Genomic DNA, 20,254 nt, shown 5'->3' with positions numbered 1-20,254 from the left:
TAGATTCTCCTTTTGTGTGTTTTTAATGGGATATAGGGATATGCAATGCTTTAGGGATTTGTGTCAAATCCTGCGCGTCAATGATGAGTGTTGCTTCTTTTTTTAGCACTTCTTTAGCACAAAATGCTATGCGTGTATCAGCGTATTTAAACATACTTAAATCATTTGCCCCATCGCCCACCACAATGGTATCACTAGGCGTGATATGGAGCAGATTCTGTAAGCGTTGTAGCATTTGCCCTTTAGAATCGCTAAACATCATCTCTCCGCCCACTTGCCCTGTAAGAATGCCATCTTTGTGGTGTAAAATATTAGCAAAACTCGCATCAAGCCCTAGAATCTTAGAAAAATGATCTGTGGCGATATGAAAGCCCCCACTAAAACACACCGTTTTGTAATTGGCGTTTTTAAAGGCTTTGATACATTGCTTTGCCCCGGGCATAAGGGGGAGATTGTGAGCTATATCTAGGGCTTTTTGTAGGCTTAGTCCTTGAAGCAAGGCAACACGATTTTTAAGGCTCTCATAAAAGTCAAGCTCCCCATTCATCGCTTTATGTGTGATTTGCTCCACTTGCTTATGGACATTATGGGCTTTGGCTAGAATATCTATGGTCTCGCCATTCATTAGTGTAGAATCAAAATCAAACACAATGAGTTTATCTGTGCTTTTCATATTTGGCATATCCTTTTATTATCTCAAAAAATGTTAGGATTATAGCATTTAGGAGTTAAATAATTTTAGAATCTATGGGGTGTAAATGTTTGGGATTGAGTTTTTACCACAAGAGATATATGAAGACATAGAATGCTTAAAGGCTATGATACAAGGTGCTAGGGAGAATCTAGGACAGGAAGTGGATTTTGTGCTTATCCCTAGCAATCCTGTTAATAAAGCAAGTATAAGCTCACTGCTTGGGGCGTATGCGTTGCGTGAAAGATTTTCTATGATTGTGGATTCTGGGTTTAGCTCTGTGGTGGAATTTGTGCCAACAATCAGCGGGGCAGGGCAAGATAAACTGCAGATTTTTTCACAGATTTTGAGTGTGAAGTATGGTGGGTTTAGCTCTGTGGCGTTGATTGGCGGGGATAATGGGGAGCTAGATGGAGTTAAACTTATTGCGTTGGCAAGGGAGATTTTGGGCGGAGAAGTGAGCCTTGTGAGTGGCAGTGGGGTTAAGATATGGAAAAAAGAGATAGAGCAAAGACTAACACAAAAGCTACAAGCGGGTGTAGATAGAATTATCACACAACCTATTTTTAGTATAGAATCGGCTAAAAAGTGCGTGGAGCATTTTTATGTATTGCAAGAAAGACTTGGGATTCAAGCACAACTTTCACTTGGCGTATTTGGAATCTTTAGTGCGGAGAGTGCGTATCGCATTAATAAATCTCATCTTGGCTTTGATATTCCACGCTCATATTTAAGGGCGTTGGAACAAGGTGGGGTAAAAGAAGGCTTTGAATCCTTGTGGCAGGATATGCAGGGCTTGGCTAGGGAATATAATGTATCTTTATACCTATCCACACCTAAGCATAATGACTTAAGGGCGTATGGGAATGGATTGTGCTAGGTGCAAAAAAGGTTGATAAAGGCTACAAAAAAAGGATAAAAATGAATAGGGAGAAACCGACTTTGTTACTTGTGATACCTGCCTTTAATGAAGAGCAGGTGCTAGAAAAAAGTATAGAAACGCTAAGCAAGAAGCTTTCAAGTATGATAGAAAGGGGCAAAATTACTGAAAAAAGCGGAATGGTGTTTGTAGATGATGGTAGCATCGATGGCACTTGGCACATTCTCACACAAAGCTTTAACAAACGCTATGCTATGGATTCTAGCAATGTTGCGGATTTTGCTAAGCTTATGGAATCTGTTAAAGGTGTTGATTTTACTAAAACTACTGAATCTAGCAAATCCACTTCCACTTTCATTTTAACTTCTGCCCCCCCCCCCGTTGCTTCATAGCAAAAAAGATAAGCAACCACATTTGTATGCTTTAAAACTATCAAGAAATTTTGGGCATCAAAATGCACTTTTGGCGGGATTACATTTTGTATGCAATAAATGCGATTGTGCAGTAAGCATTGATTGTGATTTGCAGCAAGATGAAGAAAAGCTAGATGAATTTGTGGTGAAGTTTCAAAATGGGGCAGATATAGTTCTAGGGGTGCGGTATGATAGAAAAACAGATTCTATATTTAAAAAGTATAGTGCGATTTTCTTTTATAAAATGATGAATATTTTTGGCGTGAAAATCATCAAAAATCACGCTGATTATCGTTTGCTTAGTCATAAGGCATTAAAAAATTTATCTGCTTATAAGGAGACACATTTATTTTTGCGCGCTATTGTGCTGGATATGGGGCAGAAGCCTGAAATTGTGTATTTTGATGTGAAGCCCCGATATGCTGGAGATTCTAAATATAGTCTTAAGAAAATGCTCTCTTTTGCGTGGAATGGCATTACAAGTTTTTCAATAGCACCTTTGCGGTTTGTGAGTGCTATGGGCATTGGGCTTTTTGGACTTTCAGTTGCTTTTGGTATGTATGTGCTGTGGGTAAAAATCTTTACAGATTCTGCACTGCCGGGCTGGACTTCGCTAGCTACAATATTATGCTTCTTAAGTGGTATGCAGCTTTTGGGATTAGGCATTATTGGGGAATATATTGGCAAGATGTATCAGGAGATAAAGTCTCGCCCAAAATACCGCGTTGATGAGTGTTTGGAATCTGTGGAGCAGACTTAGTCTAAAACCTCACACATTAGCGTTGTTTCAAGGGAAATGTTGTAGTCAATAGGTTTATAAATGCGGAATGTATAACCTAGATTCCACGATTCTAGCATTGGTTTAATATCAAAAAAATCACTTGCTTGATGGTAAATACTAAGAATCATAGCTGGTTTTTGAGAGCAAATGGTTTCTTTTGCCCCTTTAAGAAATTCCATTTCAAAGCCTTCAATATCAACCTTGATAAGACCGATTTTAAGATTATGCTCCTTGACATAGCTATCAAGGGTAATAAGCTCTATTTCTTCACTTTGTGTGCTTCCATAGGGGGTGTTATCGCGGATAAGGCTTGAGGCAGAGTCTAGAATACTTATAGTCATTGTTGTTTTTTCACTCCCTAAGCCCTTTTTCACCGGCACTATGTGATTTGTATTATTGAGCTTGAGCGTTTGTAGCATAAGGTTGTAATTATGGCTTGTAGCTTCAAAGCTATAAATGTTTTTGTTTGTGAAAGATTGAAAAATAAGTGCGCTATCGCCGATAAATCCGCCTACATCAATCACATCAAGATTCTTAATTTTTGCTAAAGTTTGCGACGAGAATGAATCTAATCCGTGTTTGTAGTAAAAGACAGATATTTCAAAATGCTTAGTTGGTAAGAAATAGCCTTGATAATAAAAAACTTCAGGCGTAAGCTCACATATATTGGCAAAAAAATCATTTTCAATATGTTGTAGGGCTGTTTTTTCGTGCTGGGTTAGGTGAAAAACTTTCTGTGTGGGTGAAAGGGTGGCTGCTTTTGTGCGGGAAATAATTTGATACACAATATTTTTACTTTGCAAATCCATATTTTCACAAAGTTTTTGTGCCTTTTCAAAAATTTCAGAATCTGAGAGTGCGAAAAATGTTTGACTAAGGAGATAATTGTGATTGAGAGAGGGAATATTACGATTTATCTTTTTATATTGTGAGGTTTTAAATAAGGGGAAGCCAAAAATACGATAGGCAAAATCATATATTATCCCCCCCCCCCGTTATTTGTGTAAGATATGTCTTTCTTTGTGCGATGGGTAGTCCCGCAACGAGAAGAGTTAGAACATAGTCTTTTTTGATAATGGGCAAACCCAAGATTCTTGAGCGGACGAAACCACCCTTGTAGTCATAAATTTTCATACATATCCTTTTATAACCTTATAATCTAAAAAGTGCGTTTGAGGAGATTTTCCACGCGTAAGATTGTAATCAAGCGATCTTCTCTCTTGCCAATACCTTGTAAAAGATTTTGATTTTCATTAAAAGATTCGGGGATTGGATCAATATCAGATTCTGGTATTCGCACAGCCCCTGTGAGTTTATCAATCATAAAGCCTATCATCTCATCTTTTTGACTAATCACTAAAAATCTCGTATCACCATCTTGCTTGATGGCTGGAAGTCCAAACTTAAGACGCATATTGATAAGCGGTAGCACCGTCCCGCGAAGGTTAAACACCCCAAGCACATAATCAGGCACAGCAGGGACGCGTGTATATTCAATGGGCTTAATAATCTCTTTCACATTAAGAATAGGCACCGCAAATTCTTCATTACCAATCATAAAGCCTATAATATGGAGTGTTTCTTCCACTGCAGCTGCCTCACCCACACCTTTATTTTGTTGTTTCTCAAGGACTTCTTTTAATTTATTTTCACTCATTCTTACTCTCCCTCAATTGTGAGATTTATATTGCGTTTCACAACATTAACTAGGTATTCTGGCGTGTATGGCTTGGTGATATATTCTGTCATACCAGATTCTACACCACGCATTCTATCCGTCTTGCTGTTTCTACTTGTAACGGCAATAAGGGGCAGATTCTTAAATTTATTATATTTTCGCACTTCAGATGCAAAAGTGTAGCCGTCCATTTTTGGCATTTCAATATCCACAAGCACGGCATCAAGCTGCTTATCTCCATTCTTAACAATATCAAGCCCTTCCACGCCATTTGCCGCTTCAAGCACCGTAACACCAAGTGTTTTAAGGCACTTTTTCATAATCGCCCTATCAGTATTGCTATCATCAATAGCAAGGACAACATAATCACTTGGTGAATTTTTGATTTTTGCCACAGCATTTTCTTCGGCAAGTTTTGTGATATTGACTTTCACTTCTTTTGCCATTTCCATCATCGCCGCTACATCAACAATCATTGTTATCTTACCATCACCTCGCACAGTTGCCCCTGCAATACCTTCTGTGCCTTTAAGATAATAGCCAAGCGATTTGATAACAACTTCCTCTTGCCCAACGAGATAATCTACAATCACACCCATTTTTTGCTCCGCCAAACCAATGACGACAACATACACTTCATTTGTATTTTCCAAAACTGAATCTACTTTGAAAATATCGGCTAATCGCACGATTGAAAGCACTTCATCACGGAGTCTTAATACACTTTTGCCATCAACGGTATAAATTTCATCTTGGCTTACACGCACCGTTTCAATAACAGAAGAAAGCGGAATAGCATAATACTCTTCTTGCACCGCAACAAGTAAAGCTTGGATAATCGCAAGAGTGAGCGGGATTTTAAGCTTTTGTGTTGTGCCTACACCTTTTTCAGATTCTATATCAATGATACCATTAAGCTTCTCTATATTTGTTTTGACAACATCCATTCCCACGCCACGCCCAGAGACATTGCTGATAGTGGCAGCGGTTGAAAATCCGGGCTTAAAGATGATGCCAAAGGCTTCTTTATCACTCATTGTATCCGCTTCTCTCTCGCTAATAACTCCTTTTTCGATACCTTTTTGTTTGAGCATTTGTGTATCTAGACCCTTGCCATCATCGGCAATTTCAATAACGATGTGATTGCCCTCATTATAGGCTTTGAGCGTTACTGTTCCAGTTTCTGGCTTACCTAGGGCTAGGCGGTCTTCTGGTTTTTCAATCCCGTGGTCGCAAGAGTTGCGGATAATGTGGATAAGCGGATCGCCGATTTCTTCAACGATTGATTTATCAAGCTCTGTTTCTTCACCGGTGATGATAAGATCAATATTTTTGCCAAGCTCACGAGAGAGATCACGCACCATACGAGGGAATTTATTAAACACCTTGCCAACAGGTTGCATACGCGTTTTCATAACTGCAAGTTGCACATCTGTAGTAACTGAAGAGATAGAAGCCACGACTTGATTAAGTTCTTCTAAAAATTTTTCCCCATCATAGCGTTCCTCAACATCGCCATAGATTTTGATTAAGCGGTTTTTACCAAGCACAAGTTCCCCAATGAGATTCATAAGATGATCTAGTCTTTTTACATCAACACGCACTGTTTGCTCTACACTCGCTGCTGGAGCTTTTTCATCGCCCCCTGCTTTCTTTGGAGTAGGTTTGGGGGCAGGTTTTGGCGTAGCTTGAGCTACTGGAGCTGAATCTGGGGCTTTTGGAGCTTGCACACTTGGAGCAACACCACCTGCTTTTTGTGCTGCACGAGCTTGCTTGTCAGCTTCTTGACGCTTTTTAAGTAGTCTTTCAATCTCGGCTTCAACTTCTTCTGCACTCATATTTGAGTAGTCAAGCTCTGGTTCATCAGCAAGAGGATTGTTGCTATCAGCCGGAGTGCTTGGGGCTGCAGATTGTGCAGGTGCAGCTTGTGGAGCTGGAGATTCTGTGCTCTCTCCACCTGTTCCACCACTTGAGATGGCTTGTAAGCGAGAGACAGTATCATCAATCTCAATGCCACTATTGGCATCAGTCCCACTATTGCGTATAGCAACAAGAAGCGCTTTCATCAAGTCTATGGAATGCAATACGACATCCATAACATCAGGGGTAATCTTTAACTCACCACGCCTTGCTTTGTTAAGCACATCTTCCATATTGTGTGTAAGACGCGTGAGAATGTCAAAGTTCAAAAATGAGCTTGAGCCTTTGATTGTATGGGCTACTCTAAATATTCTATTTAATAAATCAAGGTCTTCGGGGTTGTTCTCAAGCTCCACCAAATCTTGGTCTAGCTGCTCTATCATCTCAAAAGCTTCTACTAAGAAGTCTTCCATTATCTCTTGCATATCGTCCATTGTGAATCCTCTCGCACGAAATTTTAAAAAAGTATTCTACTATTTATTTTGATAAAATTCTAGTGATTTCATCATAAAATAGTTTTGCATCAAATTTGACAAGATAAGCTTCCGCCCCTATCTCCTTTCCTTTACTTGCACTAAACTTATCGCTGATTGATGAGTTAAAAATGAGTGGAATCTTATTGAATCTTGCATCATTTTTAACCTGTGCGGCAAAGTGAAAGCCGTCCATTTTAGGCATTTCAACATCTGAAATAATAAGCTTAAGATGTTTTGCTATATCTTCCCCCCAACGCTCATAGAGCTGCTCTAAACGCTCTAAGCCCGCCTCTCCATCAATAGCATCAACCACATCAAAGCCAATCTCACTGAGCGTATTGCAAAGAAGTTTGCGTGCAATAGAGCTATCATCAAGAATAAGCACACTACCTTCAAATTTATCCTTAGGCTTAAATTGCTCAATATCCACTCTATCACCACTATTTGGCATTTGGAAATCAAGATCATCAATGATCCCCTCTAAGTCCAAAATCAGTAATGTCTGCCCATCTTCAATACGCGTAGTTCCAGTAATTTTCCCACGCTGATCATCATTGCTAAGGCTAAACATAGCAGATTCTATATCCGCCCAGCTCACACGCCTTAGTCGCCTTGTAGCATGCACCACAAAGCCAAGCTGCTTATTGTTAAATTCCGTAACAATAACCTTCTTATCACGCACTGCATCTTCTTTTGGCTTGATATTCATCCATTTTGTCAAATCAATAAGGGGCAGAATATCTCCACGCAAATCAAACATACCAAGCATATAATCAGGGCTACCCGGAGTTTCAAAGATTTCTTCAGGGTAAGCGACAATTCCGCTTACTTTGGTAACATTAATGCCATACACCCCTTCATAAGTCTCCCCATTCTTATCTTCAAAGAGTCTAAAATCTACAAGCTCCATTTCGTTGTTTGCAATTCGCATAATATCGACTTTATCTGTCTTCAATCGCTCTCCTTTGTGGATTGTATAGTGGATTTTGCTTCATTAGAAGTTGCGGATTCTATACTAAAAATACTTCTAGTAAGATAAAATGAAGGCAAGGAAATATACAAACTTTCCCCTTTATATGCTTTGCCGATGTGAAAATGCCCTTCTATAATCATATCCATTTGCTCATCTTTAAGAGATTGTCCATTTTTGATTGTATTTTGCAAATAGGCATTGTAGGCACAAATCCGCCTTTTAGCAAAGCTTTCAATCTCCACCCTACCTTGTCTAATCGCCTTGTGATTTACCTTTTTTGCAATAAAAGTGTAGAGGTTACCAAAAGTTACAGAATCTAGAAAAGCTAAAATCCAACGCATTACTTTTGTCTGCATACATCTAATGTAATATTCATATTTTGTGTTTAAAAACAAATCCCCGTGGGCGAGTAAGACATTTTGAGATTTTGGCTTAGATTTTAAATGTGGCGTGTTTTTATCTATGCTTTCATCAATGTAGCTAAAGGCAAGGGGTTGTTTTGAGCGAGGGATAAAGCGAATCTTTGAAAACTCTGCCCTTTTTTGTAAAGCATTTAGTCCAAAGTCGTGATTACCCTCAAACCACCATACTTGGCTAACTTGTGAAACATTGCAAATAGAATCTAAAAGCTCTTTATGCGTATCAACACTAGATTTTACCCCACCTAAAAGCAAATGTGCAATATCGCCCATAAGGAAAATTTGGCTTGGCATTTGAGCGGGATTTTCTAAAAGTCTCTTAAAATAATCAAGCAAGGCTTTTGAGACAATTTCACCCTGCTCTGGCAAAGGTTGCAAATGCAGGGGCATAAAATGTGAATCTGCGATAAAAATCGCATCTTTATATATTTGCGGGGCATTCTCCCAAAGCGACTGAGTTTTTTTCATCGCTTATTAAAACAGCCCATAGGGGATTTGTGGGATTCCTAAAGCCTCATCTAATCCGCACATAATGTTAGCATTTACTATCGCTTGTGAGCTAGCCCCTCGCAAGAGATTATCAATAGCGGTGTTAATAAAGATTCCATTATTTTTACACGCCACAAAAATATCGCAAAAATTACTCCCTATAACACTACTCATTTTCACAGGCGTTTCTCTCACACGCACAAAGGATTCGCTCCCATATATAGAATCTAAAATCCCCCTTGCCTCTTTTGTGCTTAAAGGGGTTTTTAAAGTCGCAAAAATACTCACTAGCATACCGCGAGTGATAGGGCTTAAATGTGGCACAAAGTGAATATCTAGCTCTTTTTTCCCAAGTGTAACGCACTTTTCAGCAATTTCTATTTGATGGCGATGGGCAAGGGGGGAATAGGCAAAAAGATTTTCATTAATATGTGAAAAATGTGTATTTTCACTCAAAGTCTTTCCCGCCCCACTCACGCCACTTTTAGCGTCAATAAATACAGGATTTGAATCTTGTAAGCAATCTACAAAAGGCAGTAGCCCTAAAAGCGTAGCAGTGGGATAACAGCCCGGATTTGCCACAAGCGTGGCGTTTTGTATGCTTTGACGGTTGTATTCTACTAGCCCATAAATGGCGTTCGCGAGATTTTCTTTATCAGTATGGGTGCAGTAGTTTGCCTCATAGTTTTCCGCACTCAAGCGATAATCAGCCGATAAGTCTATGATTTTAATAGGCTTATTTTTAGCCTTGCTTAATGTCAAAATCTCCCGTGTCATCGCCATAGCACTTTTATGGGGCAGGGCGAGAAATAACACATCACACATTAGAGCCTCTTGTGCATTTGCTTTATGGATAGGGAGATTGCCTAAGGGGAGTGAATCTAGCATAGTATGGACTTTTTCTAATGTGCTATCCCCTTGCGTGTTGGCTATGTAGCTAAGTTTAAATACAGGGTGATGGAGCAAAATTTTAGCAAGTTCCAAGCCCGTATAGCCGCTAATGCCGATGATTCCCGCTTTGATTTGTCGCATAACTATTCCTTATAGAGTGTTACAAAATCTTGTAAAATATCGCAAAAAATCTCAAAATCTTTTAAATCAAGCCTTTCATTACAGCTATGTGGAGCGTGAATAGTTGGACCAATGGATAGAATCTCAATTTTTTTCACATTTGAGTGAGCTAGAATCTGCCTTTTTAGAATCCCACATTCCAGCCCAGCGTGGATTTGTGTAAGATTGGGCGTGATATTATGATTGGCATACAGCGTGTTTAAAAGCGTTAAAGCCTTATGTGTTGGCTCTATGCTTTTCTCCCAAGGGGCGTAATATCCGCTTGTTTTCATAGAGCAATGTGGATTAAGGTAGGGTAGCATTATTTCCAAACGCTCACAAGTGCGTTTGAGTAAGTCCTGCGTGTTTGCTCTAGCCATTAGGATAAGCTCTAATCTCTCCTGCTTTTGCGTGATAAGCGAAAGATTTAAAGATGAAAGCACCCCCTGCTTATCCCCCGCATACACACCGCTATGAATCCCACACAGCAAAGGGGCAATCGCATTTTTATGATAAGCGTTTGTATAATCGCTAGATTCTAAAGATTCCAAAGGTTTAATGTCAAAAGACGCTCCATTTGGCGTATAAAAGATAGAATCTATCTTTTTATCACATATAATAATCGCCTCTAGCCCCACGGGTATGGAGTTGCGTTTCTCCCCACCATTAAGTGTGATGATATAGGCTTCAATCGTTGATAAAAAGAATCCAAACTCACTTAAAGCATTCTCTTTATTTTTATGAATCTCAATCCCCGAATGCCCACCCAAAAAGCCTTTGCTTGTGATTTTATAGATATAAGGGTGGGAGGGCAAAAGAGAATCTAAGGGCTTTAAGTTATTTTTTAAATCAATAGCACATTCTATATCCACGCCCCCAGCACAGCCTAGCACAATCTCGTGTATATCCTCGCTATCAAGGTTTAAAAGCAAAGGAGATTCTATTTTTAGGCTAAGATTATTTGCCCCTATCATTCCTACTTCTTCATCGTTTGTGAAAAGTAGCTCAATATTAGATTCTCGCAGGGCTAACATACACGCCAAAGCTATGCCATTATCCGCCCCTAGACTAGAATCTTTAGCGTATAAAAAACCATCTTTTTGTATGGGTGTAACGCCTATGTGCTTGGCAGAATCCCCAACGCACACCATATCATAATGCCCTTGCAAACAGATTCTAGGTTTGCCCTTTTTAGCGTAAATATTAAAAGCAGAATCCACAGCTAATGTGTAGCCTTGAGATTTTAATGTAGAGCAAAGAAAAGCGTACATATCCTGCGTGTGATAGCTACAATGTGGAATCTCACAGAGTTTATAAAACATCTCTAAAGCACGGGTAGAAAAATCACTCATTGTATTCCTTAGACATCATATTTCGCACTCGTTTCAAAAATCTCGCCCAAATCGGCGTTGTAATGCAGAATCTTACACGAATTTTCAATTAAGGCAATAATCTTGGCTAATGTGTGTAAATCCCTAGCATACACATACACGCCATAGCCTTTAATCAGCATAAAGCTATGGGAATGCTCCTTAAAATATCGTGGAATATCCGTATCAGCGCGTTCCGCCCAGCTCTCATAATCCTTAGGGTCAAAAATCTCAACACTCGGGGCTAAAAATTTATATCCAAAATAATCCTTTGGCTCTAGCTTGTCGTATTTAAGCGTATAAGACACAAGATAAGGCGGCATAGCATAGGCGATAAACTTTGCTTCAGAAAAGCTCTCATAAATTGCTGCGTGAATGGGGGCGTGCAGACTTGCCTCATTCCAGCGATAGTCCTGCTTTTGATAGAGCATAATCATAGAATCTGCGTTGATATTGTCAAAAATAGCATTTTGTTTGTTGATAATAAAGCGGTTTTTACTCACACGCGCAGAAATCGCCCCGTGAAAGATTCCAAAAAAGTTCTTCCTAAAGAGTGAAAGAGAGACATTAGCGATGTTTTGTATAAGCTCCTGGCTTACTTGAGTGGTATGGATATTCATAAGCGGGAGTATAGCATTTTGTGGTAACGCACAGAGAATAAAGCCAAAATTAGCCCTTGTGTTTTGTAGAATCTTGTGAAGTTTTTAGAATCTTAGTGTGGATTCTAGCGTGTGAAAAATATGCGGGGTGTTTTTAGAGATTTTGTAGGATTTCATTGAGTTGGATTGTCTTTTCTTTTTGACTAAGGAGCGTTTTTTCAAGCGTTTCTAGGGACTTTGGGCTGATGTATTCTATTTAAAGTAGCTTGTTACAATACGGCAATTATCTTGGCTACAAAATTTGGGAGAATTTAATGTTAAAAGAGTTAAAAACTATTGAGATTATAAGCAATTATTTGCGTCAATGTGGTGTTTTAAAAGAGATAGAATCCATTATAGATATTTATAACTTTTTTGAGTATTTACAAGAAAATAAGCATACATTTAATACACTTTATATCTATAGTTATCTCTATCATTTTATAAGCTCAAATGAAGTCGCAAAACGCAAAACTAGTGCTAGGATATTTGAGGATTTATTGGCTATTTTATTTAACGCACAGGTTGCAGATACAAAACAAAGAAAGAATCTAAGCTATGAAGTGAGTGATTATTTTATCAATGTTAAAGATAAAATCGCTTCAAATCGCAGAGAAAAGGCTGATGTGATTTTTGCAAATGGCTACTCTTTTTCTGTAAAAACATTGATTGCAACAAATAAAGAAATCAATATGGGTAGCTTTGAGAAAAAGGTGCTTTTTGATTCCTTAAAAGTAGATAATTATCTAAGTGAGCGAACTTCAAGTGATGGTGCTGGCGTGGGAAGCAAACCGCAATTTTTAAAGTTGCTTACACTTATTGAAACGCTTTCAAGTTATGAAAGTTTTAGAGAGAAGTTTAATAAAATGGCGGAGTTTATTTATGCCGATGATTTGCTTTTAGCTATTAAAGATGACACAAAAATGCAGCTTTATTTTCTAAGTGGTAAGGAACTTGTGAGATTGTTTTATAATTTAAGTGAGAATAAAAACAAGTTTTTAAGCATTGTCAATCGCTATGAGGGCAATTCATTACGCATTGATAGAGATATTTTATTGCAACAATGCTCTATGTCTTTAAGCCTTGATTTTTCCTATCTTAGCTCAAGCGTGATGGAGCTAGTTAGCGAGTTTGATTATCTATTACACGAAAGCTATGTGAAATATTTTAATGGCGATAGAGATTCTAGAAATAAGGCTTTGCAGGGGCTAGAATCTTTATTTTCAAGCTTTGAAGCACAATACAAAGGCATATAGTGAGTAAAATCAAAGTGATTAGTCTTTTTTCTGGTTGTGGTGGGCTTGATTTAGGTTTTATTAAGGCTGGTTTTGAGATTGTGTTTGCTAATGATATTGATAAAGAAGCCTGTGAGAGCTATCAAAAAAATATAGGCAATCACATTGTATGTAAAGATATTTATACGCTTGAGGTAGAAGAGATTCCAAATGCTGATATTTTAATCGGTGGTTTTCCTTGTCTTGGCTTTACTATCGCAAATGGTAAAAATCGCAATCTAAACTCACATTACAATAAGCTTTATTTGGAATACGCAAGGGTGCTAAGGGATAAAAAGCCAAAATATTTTTTAGTAGAAAATGTCGCAGGGATTCAAAGCGGAAAGGCTTTTAAAGAGCATTTTTATAATGAAATACTGCCTACTTTTGAGAGATGCGGCTATGTTGTAAAGCATACTATCTTAAATGCAAGTGATTATGGTGTAGCTCAAAATCGCAAAAGAGTTATTATCATCGGGCGAAGAGTTGATATAAAGCAAGAGATAGATTTTCCAAAGCCACTTCATAAAAAGCCAAAGACACTAAGAGAGGCGATTTTTGATTTACCTTTAGAGTATGATGAGAATATTGCTAATCACACAGGAAGCAAACATAAAATAAATATTAATGGCTATGTAGGTAATAGAATCTTAGCGTGGGATAAGCCAGCCCCAACTATTACAGGCAGGGGCAGTAGAGGTGGTGGGGCAGTTATCCACCCTCACCCTAATTTACATAGGCGACTAAGTGTAAGGGAGTGTGCTAGGATTCAGAGTTTTGAAGATGATTTTATTTTCTATGGAAGCAATGGAGCAGCTTACGCACAAATTGGCAACGCCGTGCCACCTTTGATGAGTTATTATATTGCTAAGGAGTTTAGGAAAATATTGAACGGCTAACTCTTCTTGACTTATGCCCCAGCATTGATACACTATATTATGTTACTCTGCGGTGTGGTGGTGTGAGAGCTACAAACACTTGAGTTTTGCATAGAATCTAAGGAGTTTTCTCAACATCTTTGGTGGCAAGATTCTAACTAAGGGATTTTGTAAAAGTGTTCTTTGTCTTAAATTTAAGCTAAATCTTTTTTTCGCATAATGCTATTTTATTTTTTTAAAGGAGTCAAAATGGCACAGGCTAATTCTAATCAAGGCAAAGTTACACCAAAGGACAATAGTGCTAATATGCAAAATCCCAACAAAGGCACAAGTGGCACAAATCGCCAATACGACCAAAATCAAGGCAACAGGGGTAAGCAGCTTAACCCAAATCAGCACAACAAAAAGTAGATTCTAGGAATCTGCCTACCTTGATCTACTAGCCCTAAAGCTCAAAAGGCTTTAAGGGTAGAATCCACTTTTATAAAAGCTATTTTTCTAATCAATTATTGCTCCGCTTCGCTCTTTTCTTTCCCTAGAATCCACAAAAAATGATCTAATTTTCTGCGATCTTGTGCGTCTTTATTTTCAAGTCCATAGTGTTTGGCAAACTCATCAATAGCTTGGAGAAATGTATCGTATGTATCATAGTCCTTAAGCTCTTTGTTTGTGAGCTTTTTTCCATAAAAATTTGTGCCTACTAGCTCACTAGGTATATCCGCAAACTTATTGCTTGTATCACTTTTGCCATTGTTAAAAAATACCAACACTTCACGCACAAAGCTATCATAGATTCTAAAGGCGTTTTGATTGTGGTGGAAGCAATATTTTGTCGCAAAGGAGTAAAAGACTTTTTTCTTATCATCTTTTCTTTTACATTCTGCAATTTGTTTAACAATATCCTTTAATTCATTGTAATTTTGTGGGTTGGCGTTGCGTATTTTTTGGTGGATTTGATCTTTTTGCTCTAGCTCGGTAATGTGTTTTGCGACTTCATAGATTCCAAATTTCGCAAGATTTGTGCTATAAAAGCTATCTAACACAGAAACCTTTAGTAGCACAATTTGCTGTAAGTTTTCTCGCCCCAATTTAGCAAAAACTCCATTTTCACTAAAAATATTTTCAATCACCTTTTCTTGCTCTCGGTAGTTTTCGTATTTATTGCGATTGTATATTCCTAAAATCCTGTCATAAAGCCCTTTCATTGTGCTTTTGTATCCACTCATTATCATTCCCCTTTAGATTCTAAATACTCCTCATAACTCCCGCGGAAGTCTATGATTTCTGCTCCACCGCCGCTAGAATCCGCTTTTAGCTCAATGATTCTATTGGCATAAGCATCAATCAGCTCCCTATCGTGGCTTACACAAATCACATTTCCGCTAAATTTATACAACGCCTCGCCAAGCGCGATAATGGATTCTAAATCAAGGTGGTTTGTAGGCTCATCAAGGACTAAGAAATTCCCCCCTTCTAGCATAAGTTTGCTTAGCACCATTCTGTGCTTTTCCCCACCGCTTAGGGCGTTTATGGACTTTTCTTGTTCCTCTCCGCTAAAGAGCATTCGCCCTAGTGCGTTGCGTATCTCGCCACTCTCTTTTTTCTTATCAAAGCCCCTTAGCCACTCATACAAGCTCTCTTCCCCACTTATCTCTTCGCTCACATTTTGTGGGAAGTAGCCTCTTTGCGTAGTCGCCCCCCACTTGACAACGCCAGAATCCGCTTTTAGCTCTTCAACTAGAATCTTACACAAAGTGCTTTTGCCCACGCCATTTGCACCGATGATAGCGATTTTATCCCCGGGCAAGATTTTCAAACTCACATTGTTTAGCACGCAGAGATCCTCATAGCTTTTTGAGATATTTTCACATTCTAGGGCTTCGTTGCCAATGGTGCGATTGGGTTTAAAGACTATGCTAGGATCTCGCCTAGAGCTAACCGCTAAGGATTCAATATTTAGCTTTTCTAGCTGCTTTTGGCGGCTTGTGGCTTGGCGGGCTTTGCTCGCATTAGCAGAAAAACGCGCGATAAAGGATTCTAGCTCCTCTTTTTCTTTAAGCTTTTTGTTTCGCTCCATTTCCTGCTGTTTAGCTATCAAAGTAGAGGCGATATACCAATCATCATAATTCCCGCTAAACTCCCGCACAGAGCCAAAATCCATATCCAAAATATGCGTGCAAACGCTGTTTAAAAAATGTCTATCGTGGCTGATGACGACAAGCGTTCCTTCGTGGCGTTTGAGATTCTCTTCAAGCCACGATATAGAGTGTAAGTCAAGGTTGTTTGTAGGCTCATCTAGGAGCAAAATATCAGGCTTGGGGAATAGCACTTGTGCGAGTAGAATCTTAAACTTATCGCCACCGGTTAGGGTTTTCATCAATTCATTATGTGTGCTAGATTCAAAGCCTAGATCTTCTAAAATCTTTTCAATCACCACTTCGCATTCATACATTGGATCTTCTTCAGCACAAATCATCTCTAGCTCACCTAGCTCGGCATTGATTGTGTCATCGCTTAAATCGCCATTTTCATAGAGATATTCCTTGCGTTTTATGGCTTCATATAATCGCTTATTGCCTAGTAGCACCGCATCTTTTAGACTAAGATCTTCAAAAGCGTATTGATCCTGCCCCAAAACGCCCATTTTTAAGCCCTTTTCTATCACCACTTCGCCGCTGCTTGCCTCATACTGCCCACTTAGGATTTTTAAAAATGTGGATTTCCCCGCACCATTTGCCCCGATAAGCCCATAACGTTTGCCAGAATCTAGCTTGATATTGACATTTTCAAAGAGCTTTTTTGTCGCATAACGCATTGAAAGATTGATTGTTTGTAGCATTGTGTGTCCTTGTGATTGTGAATAATGGCGTGGATTCTAGCATAAAATAGCAGATTGTTTTATAATGCAAGTTATACTTTTGCCCTGATTCAGCGGATCAATGACAACAAAAAAACTAAGGAGGCTTGAATGCTTGTGATGGTTGAAGGCGGTTTAGGAAATCAAATGTTTCACTATGCTTTTGCTAAGGCTATGCAACAAAAGGGATATGATGTTTTGCTTGGTGCAATAGAGTATGATTCCGTTGCTGGGGGGGGGGGTGAAAATATTCGCCTTTTAGAGATTGAGCATTTTAATCTCAGTATTCCTTTATGCCAAGATTCTACTCAAATTGCAAAATACCTCACTAGACACGATGTGTTGTTTCCTTTTAAATTCATTTACAATAGACTACGCTACAAGGCAATTAGGCTAATTAGGAGGAGGGCGAGTTATAGACCTTTTTATGAGTTTTATGCACATATTGTTTGGGGTGAGGAGGGGGTAGTTAATGATCGCATAATGAAGCATTATAGAGAGAGTTCGTTTAAACCCTACGCTTTTCCGTATGGTATAAATATGTCCTTTGTGTATAGTAATGATGTGTATGCTCTGCTTAAAGATGATTTTAGATTAAAAATTCCACTTCGCTACGACAATGCTATGCTTAAAAAACAAATCCAAAACACGGATAAAAGTGTATTTTTACATATAAGAAGAGGGGATTACCTGCAAAGCGAAGGGCTTTATGTTGTGCTTGGTGTAACATACTATCAAAAAGCCTTAGAGATTCTCAAATCAAAAATCACAAACCCACACATTTTTGTTTTCAGTAATGATATGTGTTGGTGTAAAGAATATTTAATGCGGTATGTGGATTTTAGTGGCTGCACGATAGATTTCATAGAGGGCAATACAGAGGGAAATGCTGTTGAAGAAATGGAGCTTATGCGATCTTGTCAGCACGCTATTATTGCTAATTCAACATTTAGCTGGTGGGCGGCATATCTTATAGAGAATCCAGATAAAATAGTCATTATGCCAAAGGAATATTTAAATGATTCATCGCGATTTTTACCAAAACAATTTTTAGCCCTAAAGAATTGGTTTCTTGTTGATCATATATGGGGAAGTGTGGAGTTGGCTAACTAAACAATATTATTAAGTCTAAAGATTTTAATGTAAAAGCTTGTTTCTTCAATTTCTTAAGAGAATTTACAAAAAAATGTTGCTTTTAATTTAATTTAAGTCAAAAAAGTTATACAATGCAAACTTCAACAAATAAGGTGTGTTTCATAAGGAGGATAGTATGCAAAACAACACTCACTCTTACCGCAAAAAGCGTTACATTGTCTATGCGATAGCAACTTTGGCACTTTTGGTGTTTCCTTTTATACAAATCAATGGTAATCAGCTTTTTTTACTCTCATTTGATCACAAACAGCTTCATTTGATGGGCGTTGTGTTTGATATGCAGGAGCTGTATTTAATGCCGTTTTTGCTTATTCTTATGTTTGTGGGAATCTTTTTTATGACGACACTTGCGGGGCGTATATGGTGTGGCTGGGCGTGTCCGCAGACGATTTTCCGCATTTTATATAGGGATTTGTTGCAGACAAAGATTCTAGGTTTGCGAAAAAGAATCTCAAATAAGCAAGAAAAAATGGACTTAAGCACTTTTGGGGCAAAGATAAAGGCGGTGTTGGCATTTCTCATTATCTCCGTGCTTTGCCTTGTGGCAGCAGCGAATTTGATGTTCTTTTTTACACCTCCGAGTGATTTTTTCGCCTATATGAGCGATCCACTAAGTCATAGAATCTTACTTGGTTTTTGGCTAGGCTTTGGGCTATTTTTCATTCTTGATATTGCTTTTATACAGGAAAATTTTTGTATTTATATGTGTCCGTATTGCCGGATTCAAAGTGTGCTTTTTGATGATGACACGATTACGGCGGTGTATGACTATAAACGCGGTGGGGCGGTGTATGACACAAAGGGAATGAAGTTTGAACTCGCACCTAAAAAGCAAGATCCAAACAATGAATGCACCAATTGTAATGCGTGTGTGCGTGTGTGTCCAACGCATATTGATATTAGAAAAGGTATGCAGCTAGAGTGTATTAACTGCCTTGAATGTGCCGATGCGTGTGAATCTGTGATGAGTAAGCTTAATCGCCCTTCACTTGTGATGTGGAAGTCCTCTGCCTCGCTAGATAATAATGGCAAAGTGCGTGTGTTTAGGTTTAAAACTATCGGCTATATGGTGATTTTAGCCCTTGTGTTTGTGCTATTACTTTTTGTAGGTAGCAAAAAGGAGAGTATGCTCCTTGATATTAACCGCACCACCGAGCTGTATGAGATTAAAAAGAATCACATTGTGGATAATCACTACACAATGCTTTTCCACAACACGGATTCTGCTGATCACCAAATGTATTTTGAAATCCTTGATAACAAGGGCGGAGATATTGCTAAGTCCTTAGAGATTATCTCGCCAAAAGCTCCCTTTAATGTCAAGGCTGGAAAGAAAGTCAAGCAGATAGTTACAATCCGCACAAGAGAGAATCTAGGGCAGGGGAATTATGATATTACTATCCGTGCGTATGCCACAGACGCAAAAGAAAGTATTCAAGTTGAGCGTCCTACAAAGTTTGTCTATCCAGATTCTAAGCTCTTTAAAGATTAGAATCTTGCTTCTCAAAGCCCATTCTTAAGCAAATATGGGCTTGTGGCAATTTTGTAATAATGGAGAATTTTGCCTTGTTAGCAAAATGTGGTATCATTCCACTCTATCTTAAAAAAAGGAGATAAAAATGGGACTTTATGATAGAAATTATACAAACAATGTCAATGCAACTGCGGAATATGCAGCGGCACAGGATACTGCTCTTGTGAAATTTGTCAAAACGACTTATATTTTCTTTGGGGCAAGTTTGTTTTTTGCCTTTATTGGTGCGATGATTGGCTTTTACAATCTTCAGCTTGTTTTTGAAAATCGTATGCTTCTGTTTGTGGCTGAGATTGCAGCACTCTTTGGGCTTATGTTTTCTCGCTCAAAGCCCGGACTTAATATCGCAATGCTCTTTATCTTTACAACACTCACAGGTTTGGTGGCTACTCCGCTTGTGGCTATGGTAGCGGCAAAGGCAGGAGCTGGAGCTGTGGCTATGGCATTTGCAATGACGACAATTGTCTTTGGCGTGATGAGTATCTTTGGTATTAGGACACGCAAAGACTTGGCAAGTATGGGCAAAATGCTTTTTATCACTTTGATTGTTGTATTTGTTTGCTCGCTTGTGAATCTGTTTCTTGGAAGCTCTATGTTTCAAGTGTTGATTTCAAGTGCGGCGGTTATTCTCTTTAGTATGTATGTGGCGTATGATACACAAAATATTATCCGTGGGCTTTACACAAGTCCCGTAGATGCGGCAATTAGCTTGTATCTTGATTTCTATAATATTTTTATGAATCTACTTGCCCTTATCGGTTTATCAAACAGAGATTAA

At 38.6% G+C, this 20,254-nt stretch carries 21 protein-coding genes; 9 read left to right on the top strand and 12 right to left on the bottom strand.

From position 1 onward, the window contains the following. Positions 1-22: 22 nt before the first annotated feature. Positions 23-673 carry a phosphoserine phosphatase SerB gene (gene serB / locus HCN_RS09065; protein ID WP_014667310.1) on the bottom strand — a complete coding sequence of 217 codons (651 nt, stop codon included), beginning with the start codon at positions 671-673 and terminating at the stop codon, positions 23-25. A gap of 85 nt (positions 674-758) precedes the next feature. Between serB and HCN_RS09060 the strand changes: the two genes are divergently transcribed. The 3 genes from HCN_RS09060 to HCN_RS09050 are packed head-to-tail and all read left to right on the top strand — an operon-like array spanning position 759 to position 2,744. After that, entirely contained in the window at positions 759-1,571 is an 813-nt protein-coding gene (locus HCN_RS09060; protein ID WP_002955777.1) for a methylenetetrahydrofolate reductase, read from the top strand. A 41-nt stretch (positions 1,572-1,612) separates the two neighbouring features. Beyond that, positions 1,613-1,963 (top strand): glycosyltransferase, encoded by a 351-nt coding sequence (locus HCN_RS12185; RefSeq protein ID WP_014667309.1) that lies wholly within the window; start codon positions 1,613-1,615, stop codon positions 1,961-1,963. Positions 1,964-1,985: 22 nt separating this feature from the next. Continuing rightward, on the top strand, positions 1,986-2,744 hold the full coding sequence (locus tag HCN_RS09050; RefSeq protein WP_231998074.1) for a glycosyltransferase: 759 nt from the start codon (positions 1,986-1,988) through the stop codon (positions 2,742-2,744). Here HCN_RS09050 and HCN_RS09045 read toward each other — a convergent pair. The 9 genes from HCN_RS09045 to HCN_RS09010 form a co-directional block, all read right to left on the bottom strand. Beyond that, positions 2,741-3,550 carry an FkbM family methyltransferase gene (locus HCN_RS09045; RefSeq protein ID WP_231998073.1) on the bottom strand — a complete coding sequence of 270 codons (810 nt, stop codon included), beginning with the start codon at positions 3,548-3,550 and terminating at the stop codon, positions 2,741-2,743. The genes HCN_RS09050 and HCN_RS09045 overlap by 4 nt on opposite strands. A gap of 187 nt (positions 3,551-3,737) precedes the next feature. Continuing rightward, positions 3,738-3,899, bottom strand: a complete 162-nt coding sequence (locus HCN_RS11685) for a hypothetical protein (protein WP_014667306.1) — start codon at positions 3,897-3,899, stop codon at positions 3,738-3,740. A 25-nt stretch (positions 3,900-3,924) separates the two neighbouring features. Continuing rightward, the gene (locus HCN_RS09040; RefSeq protein WP_002955773.1) at positions 3,925-4,422 is read right to left on the bottom strand and encodes a chemotaxis protein CheW; all 498 of its coding nucleotides are present in this window, start codon (positions 4,420-4,422) and stop codon (positions 3,925-3,927) included. A 2-nt stretch (positions 4,423-4,424) separates the two neighbouring features. Further along, positions 4,425-6,797, bottom strand: coding sequence for a hybrid sensor histidine kinase/response regulator (locus HCN_RS09035; protein ID WP_002955772.1), 2,373 nt, complete (start codon positions 6,795-6,797; stop codon positions 4,425-4,427). A gap of 43 nt (positions 6,798-6,840) precedes the next feature. Then, positions 6,841-7,770, bottom strand: coding sequence for a chemotaxis protein CheV (locus HCN_RS09030; RefSeq protein WP_041309678.1), 930 nt, complete (start codon positions 7,768-7,770; stop codon positions 6,841-6,843). Between the two features lie 20 nt (positions 7,771-7,790). Beyond that, positions 7,791-8,699 (bottom strand): metallophosphoesterase, encoded by a 909-nt coding sequence (locus HCN_RS09025; RefSeq protein ID WP_014667304.1) that lies wholly within the window; start codon positions 8,697-8,699, stop codon positions 7,791-7,793. 6 nt (positions 8,700-8,705) lie between these two features. Next, positions 8,706-9,752 (bottom strand): N-acetyl-gamma-glutamyl-phosphate reductase, encoded by a 1,047-nt coding sequence (gene argC / locus HCN_RS09020; RefSeq protein ID WP_002955767.1) that lies wholly within the window; start codon positions 9,750-9,752, stop codon positions 8,706-8,708. Positions 9,753-9,754: 2 nt separating this feature from the next. Further along, positions 9,755-11,122, bottom strand: coding sequence for a M20/M25/M40 family metallo-hydrolase (locus HCN_RS09015; protein WP_014667303.1), 1,368 nt, complete (start codon positions 11,120-11,122; stop codon positions 9,755-9,757). A gap of 8 nt (positions 11,123-11,130) precedes the next feature. Beyond that, positions 11,131-11,760 carry a class II aldolase and adducin N-terminal domain-containing protein gene (locus HCN_RS09010; protein WP_002955765.1) on the bottom strand — a complete coding sequence of 210 codons (630 nt, stop codon included), beginning with the start codon at positions 11,758-11,760 and terminating at the stop codon, positions 11,131-11,133. A gap of 293 nt (positions 11,761-12,053) precedes the next feature. Here HCN_RS09010 and HCN_RS09005 point away from each other — a divergent pair, with 293 nt between their 5' ends. The 3 genes from HCN_RS09005 to HCN_RS11680 all read left to right on the top strand — a co-directional run bounded on the left by HCN_RS09005 (position 12,054) and on the right by HCN_RS11680 (position 14,341). Continuing rightward, positions 12,054-13,034 carry a hypothetical protein gene (locus HCN_RS09005; RefSeq protein WP_014667302.1) on the top strand — a complete coding sequence of 327 codons (981 nt, stop codon included), beginning with the start codon at positions 12,054-12,056 and terminating at the stop codon, positions 13,032-13,034. Further along, positions 13,034-13,951 (top strand): DNA cytosine methyltransferase, encoded by a 918-nt coding sequence (locus HCN_RS09000; RefSeq protein WP_002955763.1) that lies wholly within the window; start codon positions 13,034-13,036, stop codon positions 13,949-13,951. The genes HCN_RS09005 and HCN_RS09000 overlap by 1 nt, the downstream gene beginning before the upstream one ends. A 228-nt stretch (positions 13,952-14,179) precedes the next feature. Next, positions 14,180-14,341 (top strand): hypothetical protein, encoded by a 162-nt coding sequence (locus HCN_RS11680; RefSeq protein ID WP_002955762.1) that lies wholly within the window; start codon positions 14,180-14,182, stop codon positions 14,339-14,341. Between the two features lie 95 nt (positions 14,342-14,436). On the opposite strand, the gene HCN_RS08995 is transcribed toward HCN_RS11680, so the two are convergent. Both HCN_RS08995 and HCN_RS08990 read right to left on the bottom strand, forming a co-directional pair. Beyond that, entirely contained in the window at positions 14,437-15,156 is a 720-nt protein-coding gene (locus HCN_RS08995; RefSeq protein WP_014667301.1) for a hypothetical protein, read from the bottom strand. 2 nt (positions 15,157-15,158) lie between these two features. Continuing rightward, the gene (locus HCN_RS08990; protein WP_014667300.1) at positions 15,159-16,769 is read right to left on the bottom strand and encodes an ABC-F family ATP-binding cassette domain-containing protein; all 1,611 of its coding nucleotides are present in this window, start codon (positions 16,767-16,769) and stop codon (positions 15,159-15,161) included. 129 nt (positions 16,770-16,898) lie between these two features. Between HCN_RS08990 and HCN_RS08985 the strand changes: the two genes are divergently transcribed. The 3 genes from HCN_RS08985 (at position 16,899) to HCN_RS08975 (ending at position 20,254) form a co-directional block, all read left to right on the top strand. Continuing rightward, positions 16,899-17,900 (top strand): alpha-1,2-fucosyltransferase, encoded by a 1,002-nt coding sequence (locus HCN_RS08985; RefSeq protein ID WP_014667299.1) that lies wholly within the window; start codon positions 16,899-16,901, stop codon positions 17,898-17,900. Positions 17,901-18,057: 157 nt separating this feature from the next. Further along, positions 18,058-19,434 (top strand): cytochrome c oxidase accessory protein CcoG, encoded by a 1,377-nt coding sequence (ccoG, locus tag HCN_RS08980; protein ID WP_014667610.1) that lies wholly within the window; start codon positions 18,058-18,060, stop codon positions 19,432-19,434. A 127-nt stretch (positions 19,435-19,561) separates the two neighbouring features. Further along, positions 19,562-20,254 carry a Bax inhibitor-1/YccA family protein gene (locus HCN_RS08975; protein ID WP_014667298.1) on the top strand — a complete coding sequence of 231 codons (693 nt, stop codon included), beginning with the start codon at positions 19,562-19,564 and terminating at the stop codon, positions 20,252-20,254.

The sequence above is a fragment of the Helicobacter cinaedi PAGU611 genome, from assembly GCF_000284635.1.
Classification (GTDB): domain Bacteria; phylum Campylobacterota; class Campylobacteria; order Campylobacterales; family Helicobacteraceae; genus Helicobacter_C; species Helicobacter_C cinaedi.
Note: the sequence above shows the minus strand (reverse complement) of the source record. Positions and strands in the feature narration are given on the sequence as shown.

Excerpts from the sequence above, each read along its gene's own strand:
- serB (WP_014667310.1), bottom strand. The coding sequence starts at position 673 with ATGAAAAGCACAGATAAACTCATTGTGTTTGATTTTGATTCTACACTA.
- HCN_RS09060 (WP_002955777.1), top strand. The coding sequence starts at position 759 with ATGTTTGGGATTGAGTTTTTACCACAAGAGATATATGAAGACATAGAA.
- HCN_RS12185 (WP_014667309.1), top strand. The coding sequence starts at position 1,613 with ATGAATAGGGAGAAACCGACTTTGTTACTTGTGATACCTGCCTTTAAT.
- HCN_RS11685 (WP_014667306.1), bottom strand. The coding sequence starts at position 3,899 with ATGAAAATTTATGACTACAAGGGTGGTTTCGTCCGCTCAAGAATCTTG.
- HCN_RS09040 (WP_002955773.1), bottom strand. The coding sequence starts at position 4,422 with ATGAGTGAAAATAAATTAAAAGAAGTCCTTGAGAAACAACAAAATAAA.
- HCN_RS09035 (WP_002955772.1), bottom strand. The coding sequence starts at position 6,797 with ATGGACGATATGCAAGAGATAATGGAAGACTTCTTAGTAGAAGCTTTT.
- HCN_RS09030 (WP_041309678.1), bottom strand. The coding sequence starts at position 7,770 with ATGCGAATTGCAAACAACGAAATGGAGCTTGTAGATTTTAGACTCTTT.
- HCN_RS09025 (WP_014667304.1), bottom strand. The coding sequence starts at position 8,699 with ATGAAAAAAACTCAGTCGCTTTGGGAGAATGCCCCGCAAATATATAAA.
- argC (WP_002955767.1), bottom strand. The coding sequence starts at position 9,752 with ATGCGACAAATCAAAGCGGGAATCATCGGCATTAGCGGCTATACGGGC.
- HCN_RS09015 (WP_014667303.1), bottom strand. The coding sequence starts at position 11,122 with ATGAGTGATTTTTCTACCCGTGCTTTAGAGATGTTTTATAAACTCTGT.
- HCN_RS09010 (WP_002955765.1), bottom strand. The coding sequence starts at position 11,760 with ATGAATATCCATACCACTCAAGTAAGCCAGGAGCTTATACAAAACATC.
- HCN_RS09005 (WP_014667302.1), top strand. The coding sequence starts at position 12,054 with ATGTTAAAAGAGTTAAAAACTATTGAGATTATAAGCAATTATTTGCGT.
- HCN_RS11680 (WP_002955762.1), top strand. The coding sequence starts at position 14,180 with ATGGCACAGGCTAATTCTAATCAAGGCAAAGTTACACCAAAGGACAAT.
- HCN_RS08995 (WP_014667301.1), bottom strand. The coding sequence starts at position 15,156 with ATGAGTGGATACAAAAGCACAATGAAAGGGCTTTATGACAGGATTTTA.
- HCN_RS08990 (WP_014667300.1), bottom strand. The coding sequence starts at position 16,769 with ATGCTACAAACAATCAATCTTTCAATGCGTTATGCGACAAAAAAGCTC.
- HCN_RS08985 (WP_014667299.1), top strand. The coding sequence starts at position 16,899 with ATGCTTGTGATGGTTGAAGGCGGTTTAGGAAATCAAATGTTTCACTAT.
- ccoG (WP_014667610.1), top strand. The coding sequence starts at position 18,058 with ATGCAAAACAACACTCACTCTTACCGCAAAAAGCGTTACATTGTCTAT.
- HCN_RS08975 (WP_014667298.1), top strand. The coding sequence starts at position 19,562 with ATGGGACTTTATGATAGAAATTATACAAACAATGTCAATGCAACTGCG.